General features: G+C 66.1%; 21 protein-coding genes. 7 read left to right on the forward strand and 14 right to left on the reverse strand.

The window, feature by feature from the left end; genetic code table 11:
• Window positions 1-19: 19 nt before the first annotated feature.
• From ASD43_RS11175 to ASD43_RS11185, 3 genes are read right to left on the reverse strand one after another with little or no spacing between them, the layout of a single operon-like run.
• Entirely contained in the window at window positions 20-793 is a 774-nt protein-coding gene (locus tag ASD43_RS11175) for a glycerophosphodiester phosphodiesterase family protein (RefSeq protein ID WP_056417429.1), read from the reverse strand.
• The gene (locus ASD43_RS11180) at window positions 790-1,716 is read right to left on the reverse strand and encodes an SPFH domain-containing protein (protein WP_045255134.1); all 927 of its coding nucleotides are present in this window, start codon (window positions 1,714-1,716) and stop codon (window positions 790-792) included. The genes ASD43_RS11175 and ASD43_RS11180 overlap by 4 nt, the downstream gene beginning before the upstream one ends.
• Before the next feature lie 9 nt (window positions 1,717-1,725).
• Complete coding sequence (locus tag ASD43_RS11185; RefSeq protein WP_056417432.1) at window positions 1,726-2,199, reverse strand: NfeD family protein; 474 nt, start codon at window positions 2,197-2,199, stop codon at window positions 1,726-1,728.
• Window positions 2,200-2,320: 121 nt separating this feature from the next.
• On the opposite strand from ASD43_RS11185, the gene ASD43_RS11190 reads away from it, so the two are divergent.
• A complete protein-coding gene (locus tag ASD43_RS11190; RefSeq protein WP_056417434.1) occupies window positions 2,321-3,085 on the forward strand; it encodes an SDR family oxidoreductase in 765 nt (254 codons plus the stop codon).
• A gap of 63 nt (window positions 3,086-3,148) precedes the next feature.
• Here ASD43_RS11190 and ASD43_RS11195 read toward each other — a convergent pair whose 3' ends face one another.
• Window positions 3,149-3,745 carry an HdeD family acid-resistance protein gene (locus ASD43_RS11195; RefSeq protein WP_056417437.1) on the reverse strand — a complete coding sequence of 199 codons (597 nt, stop codon included), beginning with the start codon at window positions 3,743-3,745 and terminating at the stop codon, window positions 3,149-3,151.
• A gap of 177 nt (window positions 3,746-3,922) precedes the next feature.
• Between ASD43_RS11195 and ASD43_RS11200 the strand changes: the two genes are divergently transcribed.
• The 3 genes from ASD43_RS11200 to ASD43_RS11210 are packed head-to-tail and all read left to right on the forward strand — an operon-like array spanning window position 3,923 to window position 7,116.
• The gene (locus ASD43_RS11200) at window positions 3,923-4,321 is read left to right on the forward strand and encodes a helix-turn-helix transcriptional regulator (RefSeq protein WP_056419525.1); all 399 of its coding nucleotides are present in this window, start codon (window positions 3,923-3,925) and stop codon (window positions 4,319-4,321) included.
• A gap of 4 nt (window positions 4,322-4,325) precedes the next feature.
• Complete coding sequence (locus ASD43_RS11205; protein WP_056417440.1) at window positions 4,326-4,736, forward strand: VOC family protein; 411 nt, start codon at window positions 4,326-4,328, stop codon at window positions 4,734-4,736.
• A 31-nt stretch (window positions 4,737-4,767) separates the two neighbouring features.
• Window positions 4,768-7,116, forward strand: coding sequence for an ATP-binding cassette domain-containing protein (locus ASD43_RS11210; RefSeq protein WP_056417443.1), 2,349 nt, complete (start codon window positions 4,768-4,770; stop codon window positions 7,114-7,116).
• 777 nt (window positions 7,117-7,893) lie between these two features.
• Here the strand turns inward: ASD43_RS11210 and ASD43_RS11215 are convergent.
• The 4 genes from ASD43_RS11215 to ASD43_RS11230 form a co-directional block, all read right to left on the reverse strand.
• On the reverse strand, window positions 7,894-8,523 hold the full coding sequence (locus ASD43_RS11215) for a TetR/AcrR family transcriptional regulator (protein ID WP_056417447.1): 630 nt from the start codon (window positions 8,521-8,523) through the stop codon (window positions 7,894-7,896).
• Window positions 8,524-8,566: 43 nt separating this feature from the next.
• On the reverse strand, window positions 8,567-8,896 hold the full coding sequence (locus ASD43_RS11220) for a nuclear transport factor 2 family protein (RefSeq protein WP_056417449.1): 330 nt from the start codon (window positions 8,894-8,896) through the stop codon (window positions 8,567-8,569).
• Between the two features lie 76 nt (window positions 8,897-8,972).
• Window positions 8,973-9,863: an SDR family oxidoreductase gene (locus tag ASD43_RS11225; RefSeq protein WP_056417452.1), complete on the reverse strand. Its 891-nt coding sequence runs from the start codon at window positions 9,861-9,863 to the stop codon at window positions 8,973-8,975.
• Between the two features lie 81 nt (window positions 9,864-9,944).
• On the reverse strand, window positions 9,945-10,688 hold the full coding sequence (locus ASD43_RS11230; protein ID WP_056417455.1) for an SDR family oxidoreductase: 744 nt from the start codon (window positions 10,686-10,688) through the stop codon (window positions 9,945-9,947).
• A 778-nt stretch (window positions 10,689-11,466) separates the two neighbouring features.
• On the opposite strand from ASD43_RS11230, the gene ASD43_RS11235 reads away from it, so the two are divergent.
• Window positions 11,467-12,708, forward strand: a complete 1,242-nt coding sequence (locus ASD43_RS11235; protein ID WP_082539361.1) for a Fic family protein — start codon at window positions 11,467-11,469, stop codon at window positions 12,706-12,708.
• A 178-nt stretch (window positions 12,709-12,886) separates the two neighbouring features.
• Here the strand turns inward: ASD43_RS11235 and ASD43_RS17605 are convergent, their stop codons facing one another.
• A complete protein-coding gene (locus ASD43_RS17605) occupies window positions 12,887-13,018 on the reverse strand; it encodes a hypothetical protein (protein WP_268776162.1) in 132 nt (43 codons plus the stop codon).
• Window positions 13,019-13,247: 229 nt separating this feature from the next.
• On the opposite strand from ASD43_RS17605, the gene ASD43_RS17230 reads away from it, so the two are divergent.
• Both ASD43_RS17230 and ASD43_RS11240 read left to right on the forward strand, forming a co-directional pair.
• Entirely contained in the window at window positions 13,248-13,391 is a 144-nt protein-coding gene (locus tag ASD43_RS17230) for a hypothetical protein (RefSeq protein WP_157538179.1), read from the forward strand.
• Window positions 13,392-13,588: 197 nt separating this feature from the next.
• On the forward strand, window positions 13,589-13,945 hold the full coding sequence (locus ASD43_RS11240) for a hypothetical protein (protein ID WP_056417458.1): 357 nt from the start codon (window positions 13,589-13,591) through the stop codon (window positions 13,943-13,945).
• 207 nt (window positions 13,946-14,152) lie between these two features.
• On the opposite strand, the gene ASD43_RS11245 is transcribed toward ASD43_RS11240, so the two are convergent.
• Genes ASD43_RS11245 through cmtR form a run of 5 tightly spaced genes read right to left on the reverse strand, consistent with a single transcriptional unit; the run spans window position 14,153 to window position 18,531 of the window.
• Window positions 14,153-15,130, reverse strand: a complete 978-nt coding sequence (locus tag ASD43_RS11245) for an arsenic resistance protein (RefSeq protein ID WP_056278740.1) — start codon at window positions 15,128-15,130, stop codon at window positions 14,153-14,155.
• Window positions 15,127-15,660 carry a signal peptidase II gene (locus ASD43_RS11250; RefSeq protein ID WP_056417462.1) on the reverse strand — a complete coding sequence of 178 codons (534 nt, stop codon included), beginning with the start codon at window positions 15,658-15,660 and terminating at the stop codon, window positions 15,127-15,129. The genes ASD43_RS11245 and ASD43_RS11250 overlap by 4 nt, the downstream gene beginning before the upstream one ends.
• On the reverse strand, window positions 15,657-16,265 hold the full coding sequence (locus ASD43_RS11255) for a cadmium resistance transporter (protein ID WP_056417465.1): 609 nt from the start codon (window positions 16,263-16,265) through the stop codon (window positions 15,657-15,659). The genes ASD43_RS11250 and ASD43_RS11255 overlap by 4 nt, the downstream gene beginning before the upstream one ends.
• Window positions 16,265-18,175: a heavy metal translocating P-type ATPase gene (locus ASD43_RS11260; RefSeq protein ID WP_040568236.1), complete on the reverse strand. Its 1,911-nt coding sequence runs from the start codon at window positions 18,173-18,175 to the stop codon at window positions 16,265-16,267. Before ASD43_RS11260 ends, ASD43_RS11255 begins: the two co-directional genes overlap by 1 nt.
• Window positions 18,172-18,531: a Cd(II)/Pb(II)-sensing metalloregulatory transcriptional regulator CmtR gene (cmtR, locus tag ASD43_RS11265; RefSeq protein ID WP_017201917.1), complete on the reverse strand. Its 360-nt coding sequence runs from the start codon at window positions 18,529-18,531 to the stop codon at window positions 18,172-18,174. The genes ASD43_RS11260 and cmtR overlap by 4 nt, the downstream gene beginning before the upstream one ends.
• Window positions 18,532-18,558: the final 27 nt, after the last annotated feature.

Consider the following 18,558-nt stretch of genomic DNA (forward strand, 5'->3'; position numbering starts at 1 on the left):
GGGCCACGGCGTGGCGCGCTCAGCCGCCGATGAGGTCGAGCGCGACGTCTGCGCGATCCGAGACGAGGCCGTCCACCCCCGCGTCGAGAAGCCGGCGCATGTCGGCCGGATCGTTCACCGTCCAGACGTGGACCTCGACACCGTGCCGCCGCGCGGCACGCAGCAGGGCGGGGGTGAGGATGCGAAGACCTCGGTGGCGTTCGGGGATCTGCAGGGCATCGATGTCGCGAAGCACTTGCGCGGGGGAGAGGCGGAGCGCCGAGAGCATCCGCACCGTGGCGATCACGCCGCTGCCCGCGGACGTCGCGGGGGGCAGAGCGGCACCTGCGCGACGCACAGCGGCGACGGTGGCTCGTCGACGCGCATCCGAGAAACTCGTCACGAGCACGCGGTGCGTGTGGTTCGTCAGGATCGGCCCCAGAGCGACCACCGCGGCGTCGGTCTTGACGTCGATGTTGAAACGGGTGGTGGGAAAGGAATCGAGGGCGTCCGCCACGGTGAGCAGCCCGCCGTGCTCCGAGAGGATACGCGCCAGTTCCCGCGTCCGCACGTCACTCACGGCACGAGGATCGCCGGCGAGTCGGAGCAGGGTCGCATCGTGGAAGAGCACGACATCGCCGTCGGAGGAGACCTGACAGTCGGTCTCGATGTACTCCGCCCCTGCGGCATGTGCCGCGGCGAAGGCGGCCGCGGAGTTGTCCCACACACCGGAGTCCTCGCCCGCCGCGGTGATCAGACCGCGGTGGGCGAGGACTCGGGGGTGTCGCGCCTTCTCGAAGTACGGGTGCGTCACGCGCCCGGGTAGTTCGTCGGCGGCTGGCCGGGCTTGGGGGTGAATGCGCTTCCGATGCCCTTGAGCGCCTCGGTGAGCTCGCTCGGGATGATCCAGAGCTTGTTCGACTGACCCTCGCTGATCTTCGGCAGCATCTGCAGGTACTGGTAGGCGAGGAGCTTGTCGTCGGGCTCGCCCTGGTGGATGGCCGTGAAGACGTTCTGGATGGCCTCCGCCTCGCCCTGCGCACGCAGAACGGCGGCCTGCTTGTCGCCCTCGGCGCGCAGGATCTCGGCCTGACGTGCACCCTCGGCTTCGAGGATCGCGGACTGCTTCGTGCCCTCCGCCGTGAGGATCGCGGCACGGCGGTCACGCTCTGCACGCATCTGCTTCTCCATGGAATCCTGGATGGACAACGGCGGGTCGATCGCCTTGAGCTCGACACGGCCGACGCGGATGCCCCACTTGCCGGTCGCCTCGTCGAGCACGACACGGAGCTGGCCGTTGATGTTGTCTCGGCTGGTCAGAGCCTCTTCGAGGTTGAGGCCACCCACGACGTTTCGGAGGGTGGTCGTCGTCAGCTGCTCGACGGCACCGAGGTAGTTGGCGATCTCGTAGGTGGCCGCGCGGGCGTCGGTCACCTGGAAGTAGACCACGGTGTCGATCGAGACGACGAGGTTGTCCTCGGTGATGACCGGCTGAGGCGGGAACGAGACGACCTGCTCGCGCATGTCGATCAGAGGACGCAGGCGATCGATGAACGGCACCAGGATGTTGAGTCCCGGCATGAGTGTCTTGTGATAGCGGCCGAGGCGCTCCACCACACCGGCCGTGGCCTGAGGGATGATGCGGATGGATCGGGCCAGCGTGACCAAGACGAAGATGATCACTGCGATGACGAAGACCCACAGGATCGCGGTGGGGATGAACGAGGCGTCGTTCACGGGGTACTCCTACTCGTTGACGGGGCGGACGGTCGCGGTCGCCCCGTTGATCGCGATGACGACGATCGGGGAACCCTGCGGGATGGGGACGGGGGTGGCGGCGCGTGCGGTCCACGTGTCGCCGTTGCTGAGCTTGACCTGCCCGGAGATCTGAGTGATGTCGTGCAGCGCGAAGCCGCGGAGGTCGAGCAGGGCGTCGACGTTCGATTTCGTCGGATCCTCACCGCGCCGCAGCCGCTTCAGAAGCGGTGGACGGAGAAGAAGGATGAACAGCGCCGCCGCTCCGGCGGCGATGATCACCTGTGCCCAGATCGGCAGTCCGACGAGGTCGGTCACCAGTCCGATGGCGGCGCCGAAGCTCAGCATCAGGAAGGTGAAGTCGAGGGTCAGCATCTCGATCACCAGGAAGACGGCGATGAGGATCAGCCAGCCGATCCATGCCCATTGGTCGATGAACTCGACGGATGTCGCGAAGTTGTCCATTCGGCCTCCTTTGGCGTCAACCTATCATGCGGGTGCGACGCCGACGGGGGCCTCGCGGGCGGTCTTGGTAGTCTGGGAAGGCCGCGTGATCGCGGCGTTTCGCGCATCAAGAGGAGTCACAGTGACCGACGTTCTTCCCGCAGGTTCCCTCGACGGCAAGGTCGCGCTCGTCACGGGCTCGTCCCGCGGCATCGGCGCCGACACCGTTCGGTATCTGGCAGAGGCCGGTGCGGACGTCGTCATCAACTTCCGCAACAAGGCGCCTCGGGCGGAGAAGCTCGCGACCGAACTGCGCGCCCTCGGTCGCCGCGTGCTCGTCGTGGGCGCCGACCTCACGGACCCGTCGTCGGTCGCCGAGATGTTCGACGCCGTCACCGCAGAATTCGGCCGCCTCGACGTGCTGGTGCTCAATGCCTCGGGCGGCATGGAGTCGGGAATGGCGGCCGACTACGCGCTGACCCTGAACCGCGACGCCCAGCTGCGCGTTCTCGACGCGGCGACCCCGTTGCTGGGCGACGGCGCACGCGTGGTGTTCGTCACCAGCCACCAGGCGCACTTCATCCGCACGACGCCCACGATGCCGGAGTACGAGCCCGTCGCTCTCTCCAAGCGTGCGGGCGAGGACGCCCTGAGGGAGCGCATCCCCGCACTCGCAGAGAAGGGGGTGGGCTTCACCGTCGTGTCCGGGGACATGATCGAGGGCACCATCACCGCGACGCTGCTGGAGCGGGCCAACCCCGGCGCGATCGCCGAGCGCCGTGAATCGGCCGGCAAGCTGTACAACGTGTCGGAGTTCGCGGCCGAGGTGGCTCGCGCTGCGATCGACGCCGTGCCCTCGGACAACACCCGTCTCGTCGGAGATGTGAGCGCATTCGCCTCCGAGTGAGCCGAGGACCACGATGAGGGCCCCGTCCGGATCGGGCGGGGCCCTCATCGTGCAGGGGAGGGGTCAGCTCGCGGCGTCGCTCCGGGCAGCCGCGACGTTCTTCGCATCCTTCCCGAGCGTGATCGCGCGGACGATCTGCACGAGACCGAGTGCGACGAGCGAGACCCCCAGCACCAGCCACAGCACGGCTGCGGCGTAGAGCGGCGAGAAGAGCACCACGATTCCGGCGACGATGCTGAGCAGCGCATAGAGCAGCGTCCATACGCGCGAGCCGTCCTGTCCGAGCAACGACAGCGCGACCACACCGTCGACGATCCAGCTGATGCCGATGAAGATCACCACGACGAGCGCGAGGGTCGCGGCGGCCACACCGAGGTTCGCGAAGGCGATCACGCCCGCCACGATGTAGATCAGGCCGAGCACGATGTGCCCGATCCGGGCCCAGCCGCCCTCGATGCGAGAGAAGACGGCCAGACCGATGTAGACGAGACCGGCGACGACGAGATACGACGCGAAGATGCCGGTGACGATGACGGCGGACTTGAGGGGCCATACGAGCAGCACGATGCCGGCCAGGAGGGCGATCACGCCCGAGACCGCGAGGACGATGCGGATGGACTTGACGAGGGAACCGGCTCCTGCGGCGAGCGGATCGGTCATGGGGGGGGATCCTTTCTGAGAATTGCCTGTGCGCGATGGTCACAGGGTATCCCTGTAGAGGACCCCATGGGGGTCGAGTGCCTCGCGACGACGCGGGACGTCGTGTCCCGACATGTCGCGTGACAGTATCTATTCGTGAGCGCCGATGACGATGCACGACTCCGCGAACTCGTCGTCATGCGTCGGGTCCGGGATCGCATCGATCGCGAGTACGCGCTGCCCCTCGACGTCGAGGCGCTGGCGAGAGGTGTGCACATGTCGGCGGGCCATCTCAGCCGCCGCTTCAAGGAGACGTACGGCGAATCACCGTACTCGTATCTGATGACGCGGCGGATCGAGCGCGCCATGGCGCTGCTCAGACGCGGCGACCTCTCGGTGACCGAGGTCTGCGTCGCGGTGGGGGGCTCGTCGCTGGGAACATTCAGCACCAGATTCACCGAGCTGGTCGGTGTCTCACCCCGGGTGTACCGTGAACGCGCCGCCACCCTCGACGGCATCCCGACCGTCCATGCCAAGCACGTCATCAGACCGATCAGGAATCAAGAAGCACCGCGCCCGGAGACCCACCTAACCTGAGCCCATGAACATCAGCATCCACTACGCGTTCCTTCCGCACACGGATGCCGAGGCAGCCCTCGGCTTCTACCGCGACGCCCTCGGATTCGAGGTGCGCAACGACGTCGGCTACGACGGCCTGCGCTGGCTGACCGTCGGCCCGGAGGGGCAGCCCGAGACGTCGATCGTGCTGCATCCGCCCGCCACCGACCCCGGGATCACCGAGGGCGAACGACGGACCATCCTCGAACTGATCGCGAAGGGCAGCTACGGCGCGCTGACCCTCGCGAGCGACGACCTCGATGCCCTGTTCGACCGCCTCGTCGCTCACGGGGCCGATGTCGTGCAGGAGCCGCTCGACCAGCCATACGGTGTGCGGGACTGCGCGTTCCGCGATCCGGCGGGCAATCTTCTCCGTATCAACCAGGCCGGTTGACCCGACCACCGAGCCCACCCCGAGGACGACCATGACCCACGCTGCAGACGGCCACGACCTGATCCGCGTTCAGGGCGCGCGCGAGAACAATCTCAAAGACGTCAGCGTCGAGATCCCGAAGCGCCGCCTCACCGTGTTCACCGGGGTCTCCGGGTCGGGCAAGAGTTCCCTCGTCTTCGACACCATCGCGGCGGAGTCGAGACGGATGATCGACGAGACGTACAGCGCGTTCGTGCAGGGGTTCATGCCCTCGGTGCCCCGACCGGACGTCGACGTCCTCGAAGGGCTCACGACCTCCATCATCGTCGATCAGGAACGGCTCGGCGCGAACCCGCGCTCGACCGTGGGCACGGTCACCGATGCGAACGCGATGCTGCGGATCCTCTTCAGCAAGCTCGGCCGGCCGTACATCGGAGGACCGACCGCATTCTCCTTCAACATCCCGACGCAGAAGGCCAGTGGCGTCATGACGGGGCCGAGCGGGGAGAAGAAGATCGTCAAGGACGCGATCTACCTCGGCGGCATGTGTCCTCGGTGCGAGGGCAGGGGAGCGGTGTCCGACCTCGACCTCGCACAGATCATCGACGAATCGAAGTCGCTCGACGGAGGCGCCATCATGGTCCCCGGCTACACGGCCGACGGATGGATGGTGAAGGGCTTCTCCGGTTCGGGGTTCTACCCGCCCGACATGCCGATCGCCGAGTTCACCGACAAGCAGAAGCATCTGCTGCTCTACGGCGCGGTCACGAAGGTCAAGATCTCGGGCATCAACATGACGTACGAAGGGCTGATCCCGAAGATCACCAAGTCGATGCTCTCGAAGGACCTCGATGCGCTGCAACCGCACATCCGTGCGTTCGTCCAGCGCGTCGCGACCTTCGCCACCTGCCCCGAGTGCGAGGGCACGCGCCTCACCGAAGGCGCGCGATCCTCGAAGATCGAGGGCATCAGCATCGCGGACGCCTGTCGGATGCAGGTGACCGATCTCGCCGCATGGGTGCGGAACCTGGAGCTGCCCGAAGCCGCACCGCTCCTCGAGGCTCTGCGCGCGAACCTCGAGGCCTTCGTGACGCTCGGGCTCGGGTATCTGAGTCTGGATCGTCCCTCCGGGACGCTGTCCGGGGGAGAGGCGCAGCGCATCAAGATGCTCCGTCACCTCGGCTCCTCTCTCACCGATGTCACCTATGTCTTCGACGAGCCGACCATCGGACTGCATCCGCACGACATCGAGCGCATGAACTCCCTGCTCCTGCGCCTGCGCGACAAGGGCAACACGGTCCTCGTCGTCGAGCACAAACCGGAGACCATCGCGATCGGCGATCACGTGGTCGATCTCGGACCGGGTGCGGGCAGCGCCGGTGGCGAGATCTGCTTCCAAGGCACGGTCGAGGGGCTCAGATCGAGCGGGACGCGCACCGGGATCCATCTGGACGACCGCTCCACGCTCAAGACGTCGGTCCGCGACGCCACGGGAACCATCGAGGTGCGGGGGGCGACGGCCAACAACCTCCAGGACGTCGATGTCGACATCCCTACCGGCATCCTCACGGTCGTCACCGGCGTGGCGGGCTCTGGAAAGAGCTCGTTGATTCACGGCTCGGTCTCGAGACGCGACGGCGTCGTCTCGATCGATCAGAGTGCGATCAAGGGGTCTCGGCGCAGCAACCCGGCCACCTATACGGGGTTGCTCGAGCCGATCCGCAAGGCATTCGCGAAGGCCAACGGAGTGAAGCCCGCACTGTTCAGCGCGAATTCCGAAGGCGCGTGTCCGACCTGCAAGGGAGCCGGGGTGGTCATCACCGAACTCGGGTTCATGGACACGATCGAGACGCCGTGCGAGGACTGTGGCGGCAAGCGTTTCCAGGCGTCGGTCCTGGAATACACCCTGGCGGGGAAGGACATCACCGAAGTGCTGGACCTCCCGGTGTCCGAGGCCAAGGCGTTCTTCTCCGACGGGGAGGCGAGGATTCCCGCCGCTGTGGCGATACTCGGCCGACTCGACGACGTCGGGCTCGGCTACCTGTCGCTCGGACAGCCGTTGTCGACCCTGTCGGGAGGGGAGCGTCAGCGCATCAAGCTGGCGATCCAGATGGGGGAGAAGGGTGACACCTACGTGCTCGACGAGCCGACCACCGGGCTGCACCTGGCCGACGTCCGGAACATCCTCGGACTCCTCGATCGTCTCGTGGAGTCGGGGAAGACGGTGATCGTGATCGAGCACCACCAGGCGGTGATGGCGCACGCCGACTGGATCATCGACATCGGTCCCGGTGCAGGGCACGACGGCGGACGCGTGGTGTTCGAAGGCCGTCCGGAAGACCTGGTCGCGGCGAGATCCACAGTGACCGGCGAACATCTGGCCGCATACGTCGGGCGGTGAGGGCTCTGCAGTCCGGGGTCAGTCCTTGCGCGCGACGATCGTGAAAGTGCACGGGATCAGGTCGCGCTCGGCCTCCGGCCAGGCGTAGCCCCGCGGAACCTTCACCATGCGCGGGCTGAAACGCCAGGGGAGCGTACGCCCTCGTCGAAGTGCAGAAGGCGAAGGCCGGCGCGGAGGAGTGCTCCGGTCTGGTGCAAGTACTTCATTACGGCGAGCACTATTCGTCAGTGCGCAGTTGCGGTGTGACTGCGGCTTTCCTCGATAGACGAATCAGCGCGACGGGATTCGACGTTGTGGAGAGGGTGGCTCTGCCGACCGTCGTCCCTAGCCGATCCATTCGATGGCAGCCCAGATCAGGCCCGCACCTATAGGGAGCTCGATCAGCACGGTTGCACCGAAGACATGACGTTGACTCCCGTAGAGGGGACGTGCTGCGCGGACTCGTTCGCTTGAGCACTTCGGCCGGGTGGGACCGAACGTGGATGGAGTTCGGGTGACTGTGGCGAGATCTGGCTTCGGATCGTCATCCGTGGGCGCTTCCGGGTGTGCGCGGTTGCTTTTCGGCCGGCGGTCGAAACCCGTCCTCGATGTCGAAGCTGACTCGCGTGAGGGGATCGCCGTGCACCCAGGCCTCGCCGGAGGTGGCTAGGAGATGCGGTGGGGGTTGCTGGGTTGGTTGAGGTCGGCCACGAGTTCGGTGGAGGCGGGTACGATCTCGGTTGCCCGACGTACCGCGGGCGACAGGGCGGCGTAAGTGGTCCTGGGCGTGCTTTCTGTTCAGGGGGCTGTGATGCCGTCGAAGAGGTTGTCAACCAGCGCGATGGCGAACGCATCGGTCACGGGTTCGTCGGGGATCAGGAGGCGGTGGTAGACGGCGCCCCAGAGTTGGTCGACGAGGACTTGGACGTCGATGCCCGCTCTGATCTGTCCGGCTTCTTGCGCGATGGTGAAGCGGTCTGCGGCGAGTCGTCTGCGGTGGGAGGAGTACAGCCGCCGGTAGTCGGCCGCGAGGTCCTGGTCGGTTTGGGACTGGCCAATCAGCTCGGCGAGAAGTCGACCGGCCGGGGTGGTGGTCATCAGCGTCACGAAGCTGCGCAGTTGGGTGGTGATGTCGGTTCGGATCTCGCCGGTGTCGGGGAATGTCAGCGTGACCTCGACGCTGTGGAAATACCCCTCGAGGGCCAACGCCCCCGCGGATGGCCACCACTTGTAGAGGGTGGTTTTGCTGACGCCGGCTTGGCGTGCGACGCGTTCGAACGTGAGGTCGGCGAGGCCTTCGTCGAGCAGGATTTCCCCCACGGTGCGGAGGACATCAGCGCGGACGTCTTCGGCGGGGCGTCGGCCCCGGCCGCGGCGAGTTGCTCCGTTGGTTGCCGGGTTCGGAGTGCCGCTGGTGGTGGTGCTCATGGTGGTCCCTGCGTTGTCGGGGAGCGTTGGGTGCTCGAAGGTGTCAGCTTATGATGAGGCGGGCGATGAGGTCGCCTCGCAGTTCGAAGCGCATCGGGCCGGTGCCGTTGTACCCGTCCCCACTCACTTTGAGGGTGACGGTGTAGCTCTGGGGCTGGGGGCCGGCAGTGATGTCGATGAGGTCGAAGTGGGCGTGGACGCCGATGTTGTCGGTGCGGTTCCAGGCTTGTACTCCGGTCGTGCCGTGGAATTCGCGGCCCCAGTCGCTGAGGAACGCGTCAGGGGTGAACGTGGCGGCGAAAGCGGCGGAGTCGGCGGAGTTGGTCGCGTCGATGAAGGCCTGGATCGGGGCGGGCACTCGTGTGGAGGTCATAGCTTGTCATCCTGATCTGTGGGGTTGGTGGTTTGTCAAGGCCCGGGGAGGATGGTCGTCTCCCCGGGCCTTCAGGTCACTGGACGATGGAGAGCAGGTCAGCGACGCCGACGCGGCCGAGGAATTCCCGGCGTGCTTCGTCAGCAACCTCGGAGACCCGCTCAGAGCCATCGTTCGCGGGGTCGATGTGCACGCGGTACGGCCGCTGCCCGGCGGGCAAGGCAACGATGCGAGCGATCTCCTCGGACACGAGCGACGCTTCCGCGCCTTCCGGCGCGAGGGCGGCGAGCTTGCCGGCGACCTGTTCGATGAGACCGGGGTACTTCGCCTCGTACTCGGCCTCCACCGCCGTATCGGTGGGGCGTCCGGCGTGAGCGAAGTGGTTGGTTCCGCTGGTGAACGAACCCGGCACCACGATCGAGGTCTCCACGCCCCAGCGGGCGAGCTCCGCGGCATAGGAGACCGCGAGGGAATCCATGCCCGCCTTCGCTGCAAAGTACGGGGAGAGGTAGGGCGGGGTGCCACCCTTGACCGACGTGCTCGACACCCACAGCACCAGACCCTTGCCGGCCTTGCGGAGGTGCGGGAGCGCGGCACGGTTGACGCGCTGGGTGGAGAGAACGTTGACGTTGTAGAGCTCGGCGAGCTGCTCAGGGGTGAAGGCTTCGGCGGGACCGGAGACCATGTGGCCGGCGTTGTGGATGACGACGTCGATGCGTCCGTGGTCGGCGATGATCTGCGCGATTGCGGCGTCGACGGAGGTTTCCGAGTTGACGTCCATCTCGATGGCGCGAAGGTCGACTCCGTGCTCGGCGGAGTAGTCGGCGGCTGCCTGTACCTGGGGGGCGTTCCGTCCGGTGGTGGCGCGCATGCCCGCGTAGACGGTGTTGCCGCTGTCGGCAAGTGCGCGGGCGGTGAGGGCGCCGAAACCGCTGGAAGCTCCGGTGATGACGATGATCTGGCTCATGACGTTCTTCGCTTCTGTTCGTGGTCCGCGCTATCTGATCGACGCGCGCGATGGCCTGGTGGTGGTGTTGCGGCTGGTGGGCTAGGCGAGTCCGCCGTTGACGAAGAGGACCTGGCCGTTCACCCATCGGGCGGGGCCGGCGAGGAACGCGACCGTCTCAGCGATGTCGTTCGGGGTTCCCAGGCGCTCGAGCGGCGCGGCCTTGGAGAGGTTCTGGATGGTCTGCTCGTCCTTGCCGTCGAGGAACAGCGGCGTCGCGGTCGGGCCAGGGGCAACGGTATTCACGGTGATGTCCTTTCCGCGCAGTTCGCGCGCCAGGACCGGGGTCATCGCCTCCACAGCTGCCTTCGAGGCGACGTAGGCGCCGTAGCCGGGGAAGCTGGTACGGGTGACGGTGGTGGAAAAGTTCACGATCGCGCCGCCTGCACGGACCCGGCGTGCGGCCTGCTGCGACACAACGAAGGTGCCGCGAATGTTGGTGCGGTGCATCCGGTCGAGGTCGTCGAGGCCGAGCGTGGCGATCGGGGTGAGGATCATGATGCCCGCCGTGTTCACCACCACATCGATGCCACCGAACGCGGCTTCCACCTGGTCGAACGCGGTCTGCATTGCGTTCTCGTCTGCCACGTCGCCGCCGACCGCGATCCCCGACCCACCCGCGGCGACGATGCTCTCGACCAGGGTGTCCGCCTTCACCCGGTTCCCCGCGTAGTGCACGGCGACCGAGAAGCCGTCCGCGACCAGACGTTCCACGACGGCCTGACCGATGCCGCCCGACCCACCTGTCACAAGTGCGACGCGGCCGGTGCTTGATGATGTGCTCATGAGGTCCTCTCCCTGATAGATATGAACGATAAGTACATATAACCATGAAATGAACGATCTGTCTATATCGATCCCGGATCCACGCCCCACTTGCGCGTCGACAGGGGGCGAGCGACTGGCCGGTGCTGAATGATGCGTTTACTGCAACCGCAGAACAGCACGTTGCGTGGTTGTGGTGCAACGAGACGGACGGTGGTCAGTGCGTTCGGCGAGAGCGGCTGCCGCTCGCAACGCGGGCTCGGAGAAATCCGCGCCGGTCACGTGAGTACCGGTACGAGCCAGCGAGATCGTGTCGGTGCCGGTGTGACACTGCACGACGTTCTGCGCGTTCACGCGTCGAGCCTGTCGACGGCCCCGATCGACGTGATCGCGATAGAGCCGATAATGCACATTATGTCAGATAGACTGAGCTTTATTTCAACAGATGAAATCCGCCGCGGTTCCCTTCGCGCGTGCGTGGCGGCTCGATCAAATCTAGCAAGAAGCGCCGTCTGATCTGGGAAGAAGCCATCGGCTTACTCGTCATCAAGGGCGTGGCGCGTAGGTAGTCGTAGAAGGCGGTGAACGCGGGCGCCTCGCTAATCGTCGTGCCCAGCTCCGGCTGGCCTTCAGGACCCAGGTTGAGCGTTGCGGGGCCGCCTTCTACGGTTGCACGACCCAAGAGACGCTCGAGTTCATCCGGCGAGATGATCTCGCCGCAGATAGCTCTTCGCGCCAGACGCGGGTTGAGTCACCCCCTACAAACACCTAGTTTCATAAGTGTTGGTATCATGGTGTGATGCCCACGTCTTCGCCCAGCACCCGCATCCCCATCGATGCCATCTCGAGCGAGACCCTGGACTGGAAGCCGCGGGCACCGGGGATGTTCTCACGGGCCGAGGTTGTGCGTCAGACCGGGCCCTTTGAGGCGACGGTCACAGCTCCGATCGCTCATTGGAGCCCGCAGGTCCCGAGCGAAGATGCCGCTGACGTCGAAGACGCCACGCGCCAGCTGGTCGCGTTCGACGAGCATGCGCGGCGCACGTTGGGCACCGACAACCCGGCCCTGGGCCCGATGACCGCGATCCTGCTCCGCACAGAGTCCGCGTCCAGCTCACAGATCGAGCAGCTGACGACGTCGGCGAAGCAGCTCGCTCTCGCCGAGATCGATGAAGGCGACAAGGCCAACGCGCTCACCGTCATCGGGAACGTCCGCGCCATGGAGGCAGCCCTCGCGCTCTCGGACGAGATCTCCGAGGATTCCATCCTGCAGATGCACCACGCTCTGCTGCGCCACCAATCAGGCCTCGAGCAGGAAGCCGGTGTCTACCGCCAAGAACAGGTCTGGATCGGCCCCGGCAACGCCGGCCCCCGCCAGGCGGAGTTCATAGCTCCCCACCACGACCGGATTCCCGGTGCGATCGGTGACCTGGTCAGATTCGTGCAGCGCCAGGACATCTCCGTGCTTGTTCAGGTCGCTGTCGCGCACGCCCAGTTCGAGACCATCCACCCGTTCGTCGACGGCAACGGCCGCACCGGCCGCGCGCTCGCGCAGTCGATCCTGCGCAACAAGGGTCTCGTCAGCTCCACCGCCGTACCGATCTCTGCAGGACTACTCGTGAACACCGGGCGCTACTTCCAGGCGCTGACCGCTTTCCGAGCCGGCGACGCTGCCCCGATCATCCGCGAGTTCGCCATGGCGAGTCGCATCGCCGCGTCCACGGGGACGCAGCTGGTCGACGATCTCGTCGCGCAGCTGGACGAGTCCCGCGCTCTACTCCAGGGCGTCCGCTCCGACGCTGCGGTCTGGAAGGTCCTTCCCGCGCTCGTGGGCCAGCCGGCTGTGAACACGAAGTACCTCATGAGCGCGCTCGGACTCGGCGAGATGGCGGCGCTGCGCGCGCTGGACACACTCACCGATCGCGGGGTGCTCACCGAAACCACCGGCCAAGGACGCAACCGCGTCTGGCAGCACCGCGGGATCTTCGACGTCCTCGACGGATACGCCGAGCAGATCCGCCGGATGACCGCTCGAGGCTAGCCGCGCGCCAGCGCGGGGTCATAAGCCCCGGCGGGTCGGCACTGCCTATGACCCCCGATCCGACTTCCGCGGAATCTCGCGGATTTCGTGCGCTCCCCTGCGCTCGATTGCCGGGGCACTTCGACGGAGACCCCCAGCAACCGAGCGGATCCGAGCGCGCATTGCCTCTGAACGAGGTCTAATCCGGGTCCGGACCTGCGGCTGCAGTTCCCTCGAGCTCGCGAAGCCGTTTCAGCTGCGCCCACGGCCAGAACGCGATCCACCCGATCGAAACGATCGAGCCGCCCATGATCATCGAAGCGATATCCATGCGCTTCACGCTACGGACTCGGCGTGCCCGCGGTCATCCCCCGCGCGACGGATCCGGTCAGACAGCCACTGCGGCTGGCGACCGCAACCCCAGAAACCTCACTATGCGGAGTCCTCGTCGATCCGCGTGATTCCGGGGTTTACGTGTTTACAACCTCACAAACCTCAGTTGCTCAGCGAGCCTCCACCCCGCTCGTCACGACCGACCCTGACCCCGAATAAGTGGCCCCATGCCTGAACAGAAACCGATCGACAAGAAGACCGCCCGGCACATCCGAGCTCTCGTCATCACGCAGGACGACGCGCTGAAGGGTCGCCCTTGGCGGTCGATGAAAGCGATCAAGCGCGCGCTGAAGGCAGGCGAGATCGACTGACCTGCGCTCGACGCTCACCCCACACACGACCTCGAGGAGAACACCGATGGTTCTCATCTACAGCACGACCCCGCACGACACCGGCGAGTTGGTTGCTCTGCGTCAGGGTCATCAACGACAACGAGCGCGCGTTCTCGGATCTCAGGACTATCTACAGCGTCGACCAGCGGCGTCTTTGTGATGAGTACGACGCCCTCATGGCCGCGCAGCGACCCACGTACCCGACGCCGGAGCACCTGAAGGGCCTGGACATGGTCGCCGAGATGATGCGCGCCGGCACCGAGTACGGCGACCACCGCGGTTCGCCTAGGCAGGTCGATCGCGAAGCCGGGCGAGCTCTCCCCCGCAGCGTCGACTTCTCATCGTTCGCCTGCAGGATCAACATCCGCGCCTTCGCCCAGTACCGTGCCCGCTCGTCCCAGCACGCGTGGATCTTCACGGAAGACGACATCGAGGCCTTCCGGCATGAGCTGACGAAGCGCTCGCTCGGCATCGCCTCCCACTGGCAGCACGAGGATGGCGTCGCCTTCCAGGTGTTCAACGCTCGCGACTGACGTGGGCCTTCAGGTTCGGCCGAACCCGCTCGGATTGGCCAGCCGGAAACGCTACACCACCGGTTTCGGTGCTATTGCGTTTCGGCAGGGGGTTACGGCGGGTCGATCCTCGGCGTGTCGTGACGTTGACCAGGGCGATCCTCCAAGCCGCCGGAAACGATCGTTTTCGGTGGGACGACCGCTCCGATTTATAGTTCAGTGCTGCGGCTAGGCGAGGCTCGGCCGTGGTTCGCGCGCGAGAAGGGGGACCACGCGGACGAGGACGAGCATCGCGACCAGCTCGACAAGGGTTTGCGTGACTATCGCGAGCGGGGCCATGCTCATCGAGGCGGGAAGGGCGAGAGCGAGCGGTAGGACGACGAGCGAGTTGCGCGTCGCGGTGGAGAACATCACCGCGCGGGTGGCGGAAACGTCTAGTTGTGCGACGCGGCTGGCGAGCTTCCCGATCGCGACGGCGAGGACGACGAATGCGATGTACAGCGGCATTACACGCAGGAGCGCGGTGATCTGCGATCCAACGGCGGCGATCTGGGAACCGATGACTACGGCGAGGGTCACCATCATCAGCGGCACCATCGCACCCGCCATGATCTTCTCGATAAACCGCCCTCCCCGATAACGACGCGCAAGAGCCTGCACAACCGCTGCTGCAGAGAGTGGGACCACGATCAGCAACAGGAATGCCCGGATGAATGGGCCGATGTCAACCACACCGAGCACAGCGCCGCCGGCGAAGAGGAACAGGAACACCGGGAGCAGCAGGATCTGGACCAACATCAGCAGCGGTGCGGCTGCGAGCAGTCGCGCGCCAGCACCACCCGCGAGACCAGCGAACACGATGACGTAATCGATGCACGGGGTCAGCAGGACGAACAACACCCCGAGGAGCAGTCCCCGGTCGTCGACTACGAAACGGGAGAGACCCCAGGCGAGCATCGGCACAATGACAAAGTTCGCCACCAGCACCGTGCCCAGAAACCTGATGTCACGGAACGCGCGCTTCACCTCGATAAGCGGGACGCCGAGGAAAGTGGCGAATAACAGCAACATCAGTGCGGGTTCGATCGAGTGCTCGAGGCTCGGAGCGGCCTGCGGCGTTATCAGCCCGATGGCCGCCCCCACGGCGATTGCGCCGATGTAGAGGGCGAGTTGATGAGTGTCCCACCACCGCACGAGAGATCTCACTCGGTGCTCTCCTCGTCTGCGCGGATCATGAAAACTGCTCCGGTGATCGCTGCGGCGAAGATCACGATGTCGGCGAGGTTGCCGATGAACCAGTTCCCGTAGGCGAGGAAGTCCACGACGTGTCCACGGGCGAATCCGGGGTCGCGGAAGAGGCGGTCGCCTGCGTGTGAGGCGGCAGCGCCACCGAGAGCGCCGATCACGATCGCCCACGCCGGGCGTTGCACTCGGAACGCGAACACGATCGCTGTGACGGTGGCGGCGACAGCGAGCAGCGCGAATACCCAGGTGAAGCCTTCCCCGAACGAGAATGCCGCTCCGGGGTTATAGGCGAGCTGCAAACCCAGGAGGTCACCGATCAGCGGGATGCGCTCGCGCTCGGTGAGGGTCGCTTCGGCCAACACCTTGGTTCCCTGATCAATCAGCACGACAACCACGGCGATCAGGAGCGTTCCACCAGTGAGCTGCCACCGCCGTGCCGACGACAGCTTGCGCGCAGCGGGCGGGCGAGCCTCTGTCCGGGAGGAGGTCATGCGAGGACCTCGATCAGACGGACGATGACCCCAGATTCGATCAGGATGAACAGGCCCAGGCCGATGAACACTGCCGGTACCAGCCAGTGCTCGACGCGCTCCAGCGCTTCGGTGACTGCCTTGTTGGTGCCGATGAGCCGACCGGCCGCACACCAGACCGCGACGAGGATGAGGAACACGACGATCATGATCGCGACGTCGACTGGGGTGCTGGTGCGGAAGATTGGCGTGTAGAGGGAGATATTGTCGGCCCCGTTGGCGATCGTGATCCCTGCGACGCCCCATAGTCCGACCGCGGTGATCTTGGAGTCGTCGTCGTCATTGTCGCCGTTGCGGCGCAAGCCGCGAATGAGCGTCCACACGCCGATGCCGAGCGGGATCAGACCCAGGAACCCGACCCATTCGTCCGGAACGATCGTGAGCCCGAGCGCGGCTATCACACTGATCACGACCAGGGTGATGAACCCGAGATACTGGCCTGCGATGATCTGCCACGGGCGGGGTTTCCCTCGACTGGAGGCGAGGAACAGCACGGTGAGCACGACGATGTCGTCGATGTTCGTCGCCGCAAAAAGGCCGATCGCTGAACCGATGGTGGCGAGCATCAGCTTTCCAGTCGTGGCGTGCGGGCGGCACGCAGGCCGTTGAGGATCACGATGACCTCCGCGACCTCGTGGACCAGGACGACAGCCGCGAGCCCCAGGACGCCGAAGAGCGCGAGCGGGAGCAGGGCGGTGATGATCAGCAGCGACAGGATGATGTTCTGGTTGATGATCCGTCGACCGCGCCGGGCGTGATCGAACGCCCGCGGGATGAGGCGCAGATCATGGCCGGTGAAGGCCACGTCGGCGGATTCGATCGCTGCGTCGGAGCCTGTCGCGCCCATCGCGATGCCGACGTCTGCGCTAGCGAGGGCCGGGGCATCGTTGATGCCGTCGCCGATCATCGCGACCGGTCCTGCCTTCGACAGTTCTGCGATCGCGGTCGCCTTGTCCTCCGGGCGCAGCTCCGCTCGCACGGCGCTGATCCCGGCCTGCGCAGCCAGAGCACGAGCGGTCCGGGCGTTGTCGCCGGTGAGCATCGTCACGCCGACGCCCTGGCCGGTGAGTGTCCGGACTACGTCAGAGACTTCAGGGCGCAGCTCGTCACGGACGCCGATCGCGGCGACCGGTGACCCGTCGCGGTGCACGATGACGACGGTCATGCCCTGCTCTTCCAGCGTTGCGACCCGCTCGACGAGGTCGCCGGCGTCCAGCCAGCGGGGACTGCCGACGGTGATTCTCGATCCGTCGACGGTGCCGTCAATACCGTGGCCGGCCTGCTCGGTCACATCTGCAGCTGCCGGTGTCCCCGAGGCTGCGGCGGTGATTGCTGAGGCAAGAGGATGTGTGCTGTGCTGCTCCAGGGCAGCCGCCCACGCCAACGCCTGGACCTCGGTTACACCGTTCGTGGTGAGCACGGCGGTGACCACGGGCTCGTTGCGGGTGAGGGTTCCGGTCTTGTCGACGGCGACGTGCCGGACCGTCCCGAAGCGCTCGAAAACGGCGCCGGACTTGATGATCACACCGAACTTGCTCGCCGCACCGATCGCAGCGACGACCGTCAGCGGCACCGAGATCGCCAGCGCACACGGGGAGGCCGCGACGAGCACGACGAGCGCGCGGGTGATCCACACCTCGGGGTCGCCCAGCAGCGAACCGATGATCGCGACAAGCGCTGCGAGGATCAGCACGCCGGGCACCAGCGGGCGGGCGATCCTGTCCGCGAGACGAGCACGCTCGCCCTTCTCGGTCTGTGCTTTCTCTACCAGTTCGACGATCGTGGTGAGCGAGTTGTCGGTGCCCGCAGCCGTCGTTTCGACCTCCAGCGCGCCGGCGCTGTTGATCGCGCCGGCCGACACAACATCGCCAGGCTGGACCTCGACCGGGATCGACTCCCCAGTGATCGCCGAGGTGTCCAGGCTGGAGCGACCGGAGCGGACGATCCCATCCGTTGCGATCCGCTCGCCCGGGCGGACCACCATGACCTGACCGACCATAAGCTCTCTCGCTTGCACCTGCACAGCGTTGCCGCCCTGCAGCACGGTCGCTGTTTCCGGGACGAGCTTCAGGAGCGCCCGTAGCCCCCCGCGGGCCCGGTCCATCGCCTTGTCTTCGAGCGCCTCAGCGATCGAGTACAGGAACGCCAGAGCCGCGGCCTCCTCGACGTATCCGAGGACGACTGCACCGATGGCGCTGATGGTCATCAGCAGTCCGATGCCGAGCTTGCCCTTGAACAGCTTTCGTATCGCGCCAGGCGTGAACGTCGACGCACCCAGCAGCAGACCGGCCCAGAACAGCACGAGCGCCGGAATCTCGAGGCCGGACCACTCGAGGATCAGGCCGACGAGGAACGCAACGCCGGAAAGGACCGGCACCATGATCCCGCGGTCCCTCCACCACGGCCGCTCAGCCTCTTCGTGTTCCTCTCCCGCCGGGGCGGCGGACTCGTGCTCGCAGCCGCACGCCGCGCTCACGCGTCAGCCCCTGCTCCGCAGCAGCCCGGCACCGTGCAGGCCGAGTCCACACACGGCGCGTGCTCGTCCACAGCCAGCGTCACATCCACAAGCGCGAGGAGGGCCGCGGCGAGATGAGGGTCGGCGATCTCGTAGCGGGTTTGCCGGCCCTCAGGCTCGGCGACAACGATCCCGCAGTCACGCAGGCAGGTGAGATGGTTCGACACGTTGGAGCGCGTCAGCTCTAGCTCACGGGACAGGACTGCGGGGTAGCTCGGGCCACCGAGCAGAGTCATGAGAATCCGAGAACGCGTAGGATCAGCCATGGCGCGGCCGAGCCGGTTCATGACGTCGAGACGAGAAGCAATGGTCAGCATAAGCTGAACTATACAGTCTCCGCTGAC

This window comes from Microbacterium sp. Root553 (assembly GCF_001426995.1).
GTDB lineage: Bacteria > Actinomycetota > Actinomycetes > Actinomycetales > Microbacteriaceae > Microbacterium.

What these genes read in the sequence shown, in the direction of transcription:
- ASD43_RS11185 (WP_056417432.1), bottom strand. Translation starts at nt 2,199, where the DNA reads ATGGACAACTTCGCGACATCCGTCGAGTTCATCGACCAATGGGCATGG.
- ASD43_RS11195 (WP_056417437.1), bottom strand. Translation starts at nt 3,745, where the DNA reads ATGACCGATCCGCTCGCCGCAGGAGCCGGTTCCCTCGTCAAGTCCATC.
- ASD43_RS11200 (WP_056419525.1), top strand. Translation starts at nt 3,923, where the DNA reads ATGCGTCGGGTCCGGGATCGCATCGATCGCGAGTACGCGCTGCCCCTC.
- ASD43_RS11205 (WP_056417440.1), top strand. Translation starts at nt 4,326, where the DNA reads ATGAACATCAGCATCCACTACGCGTTCCTTCCGCACACGGATGCCGAG.
- ASD43_RS11210 (WP_056417443.1), top strand. Translation starts at nt 4,768, where the DNA reads ATGACCCACGCTGCAGACGGCCACGACCTGATCCGCGTTCAGGGCGCG.
- ASD43_RS11215 (WP_056417447.1), bottom strand. Translation starts at nt 8,523, where the DNA reads ATGAGCACCACCACCAGCGGCACTCCGAACCCGGCAACCAACGGAGCA.
- ASD43_RS11220 (WP_056417449.1), bottom strand. Translation starts at nt 8,896, where the DNA reads ATGACCTCCACACGAGTGCCCGCCCCGATCCAGGCCTTCATCGACGCG.
- ASD43_RS11225 (WP_056417452.1), bottom strand. Translation starts at nt 9,863, where the DNA reads ATGAGCCAGATCATCGTCATCACCGGAGCTTCCAGCGGTTTCGGCGCC.
- ASD43_RS11230 (WP_056417455.1), bottom strand. Translation starts at nt 10,688, where the DNA reads ATGAGCACATCATCAAGCACCGGCCGCGTCGCACTTGTGACAGGTGGG.
- ASD43_RS11235 (WP_082539361.1), top strand. Translation starts at nt 11,467, where the DNA reads ATGCCCACGTCTTCGCCCAGCACCCGCATCCCCATCGATGCCATCTCG.
- ASD43_RS17605 (WP_268776162.1), bottom strand. Translation starts at nt 13,018, where the DNA reads ATGGATATCGCTTCGATGATCATGGGCGGCTCGATCGTTTCGATCGGG.
- ASD43_RS17230 (WP_157538179.1), top strand. Translation starts at nt 13,248, where the DNA reads ATGCCTGAACAGAAACCGATCGACAAGAAGACCGCCCGGCACATCCGA.
- ASD43_RS11240 (WP_056417458.1), top strand. Translation starts at nt 13,589, where the DNA reads ATGGCCGCGCAGCGACCCACGTACCCGACGCCGGAGCACCTGAAGGGC.
- ASD43_RS11250 (WP_056417462.1), bottom strand. Translation starts at nt 15,660, where the DNA reads ATGACCTCCTCCCGGACAGAGGCTCGCCCGCCCGCTGCGCGCAAGCTG.
- ASD43_RS11255 (WP_056417465.1), bottom strand. Translation starts at nt 16,265, where the DNA reads ATGCTCGCCACCATCGGTTCAGCGATCGGCCTTTTTGCGGCGACGAAC.
- cmtR (WP_017201917.1), bottom strand. Translation starts at nt 18,531, where the DNA reads ATGCTGACCATTGCTTCTCGTCTCGACGTCATGAACCGGCTCGGCCGC.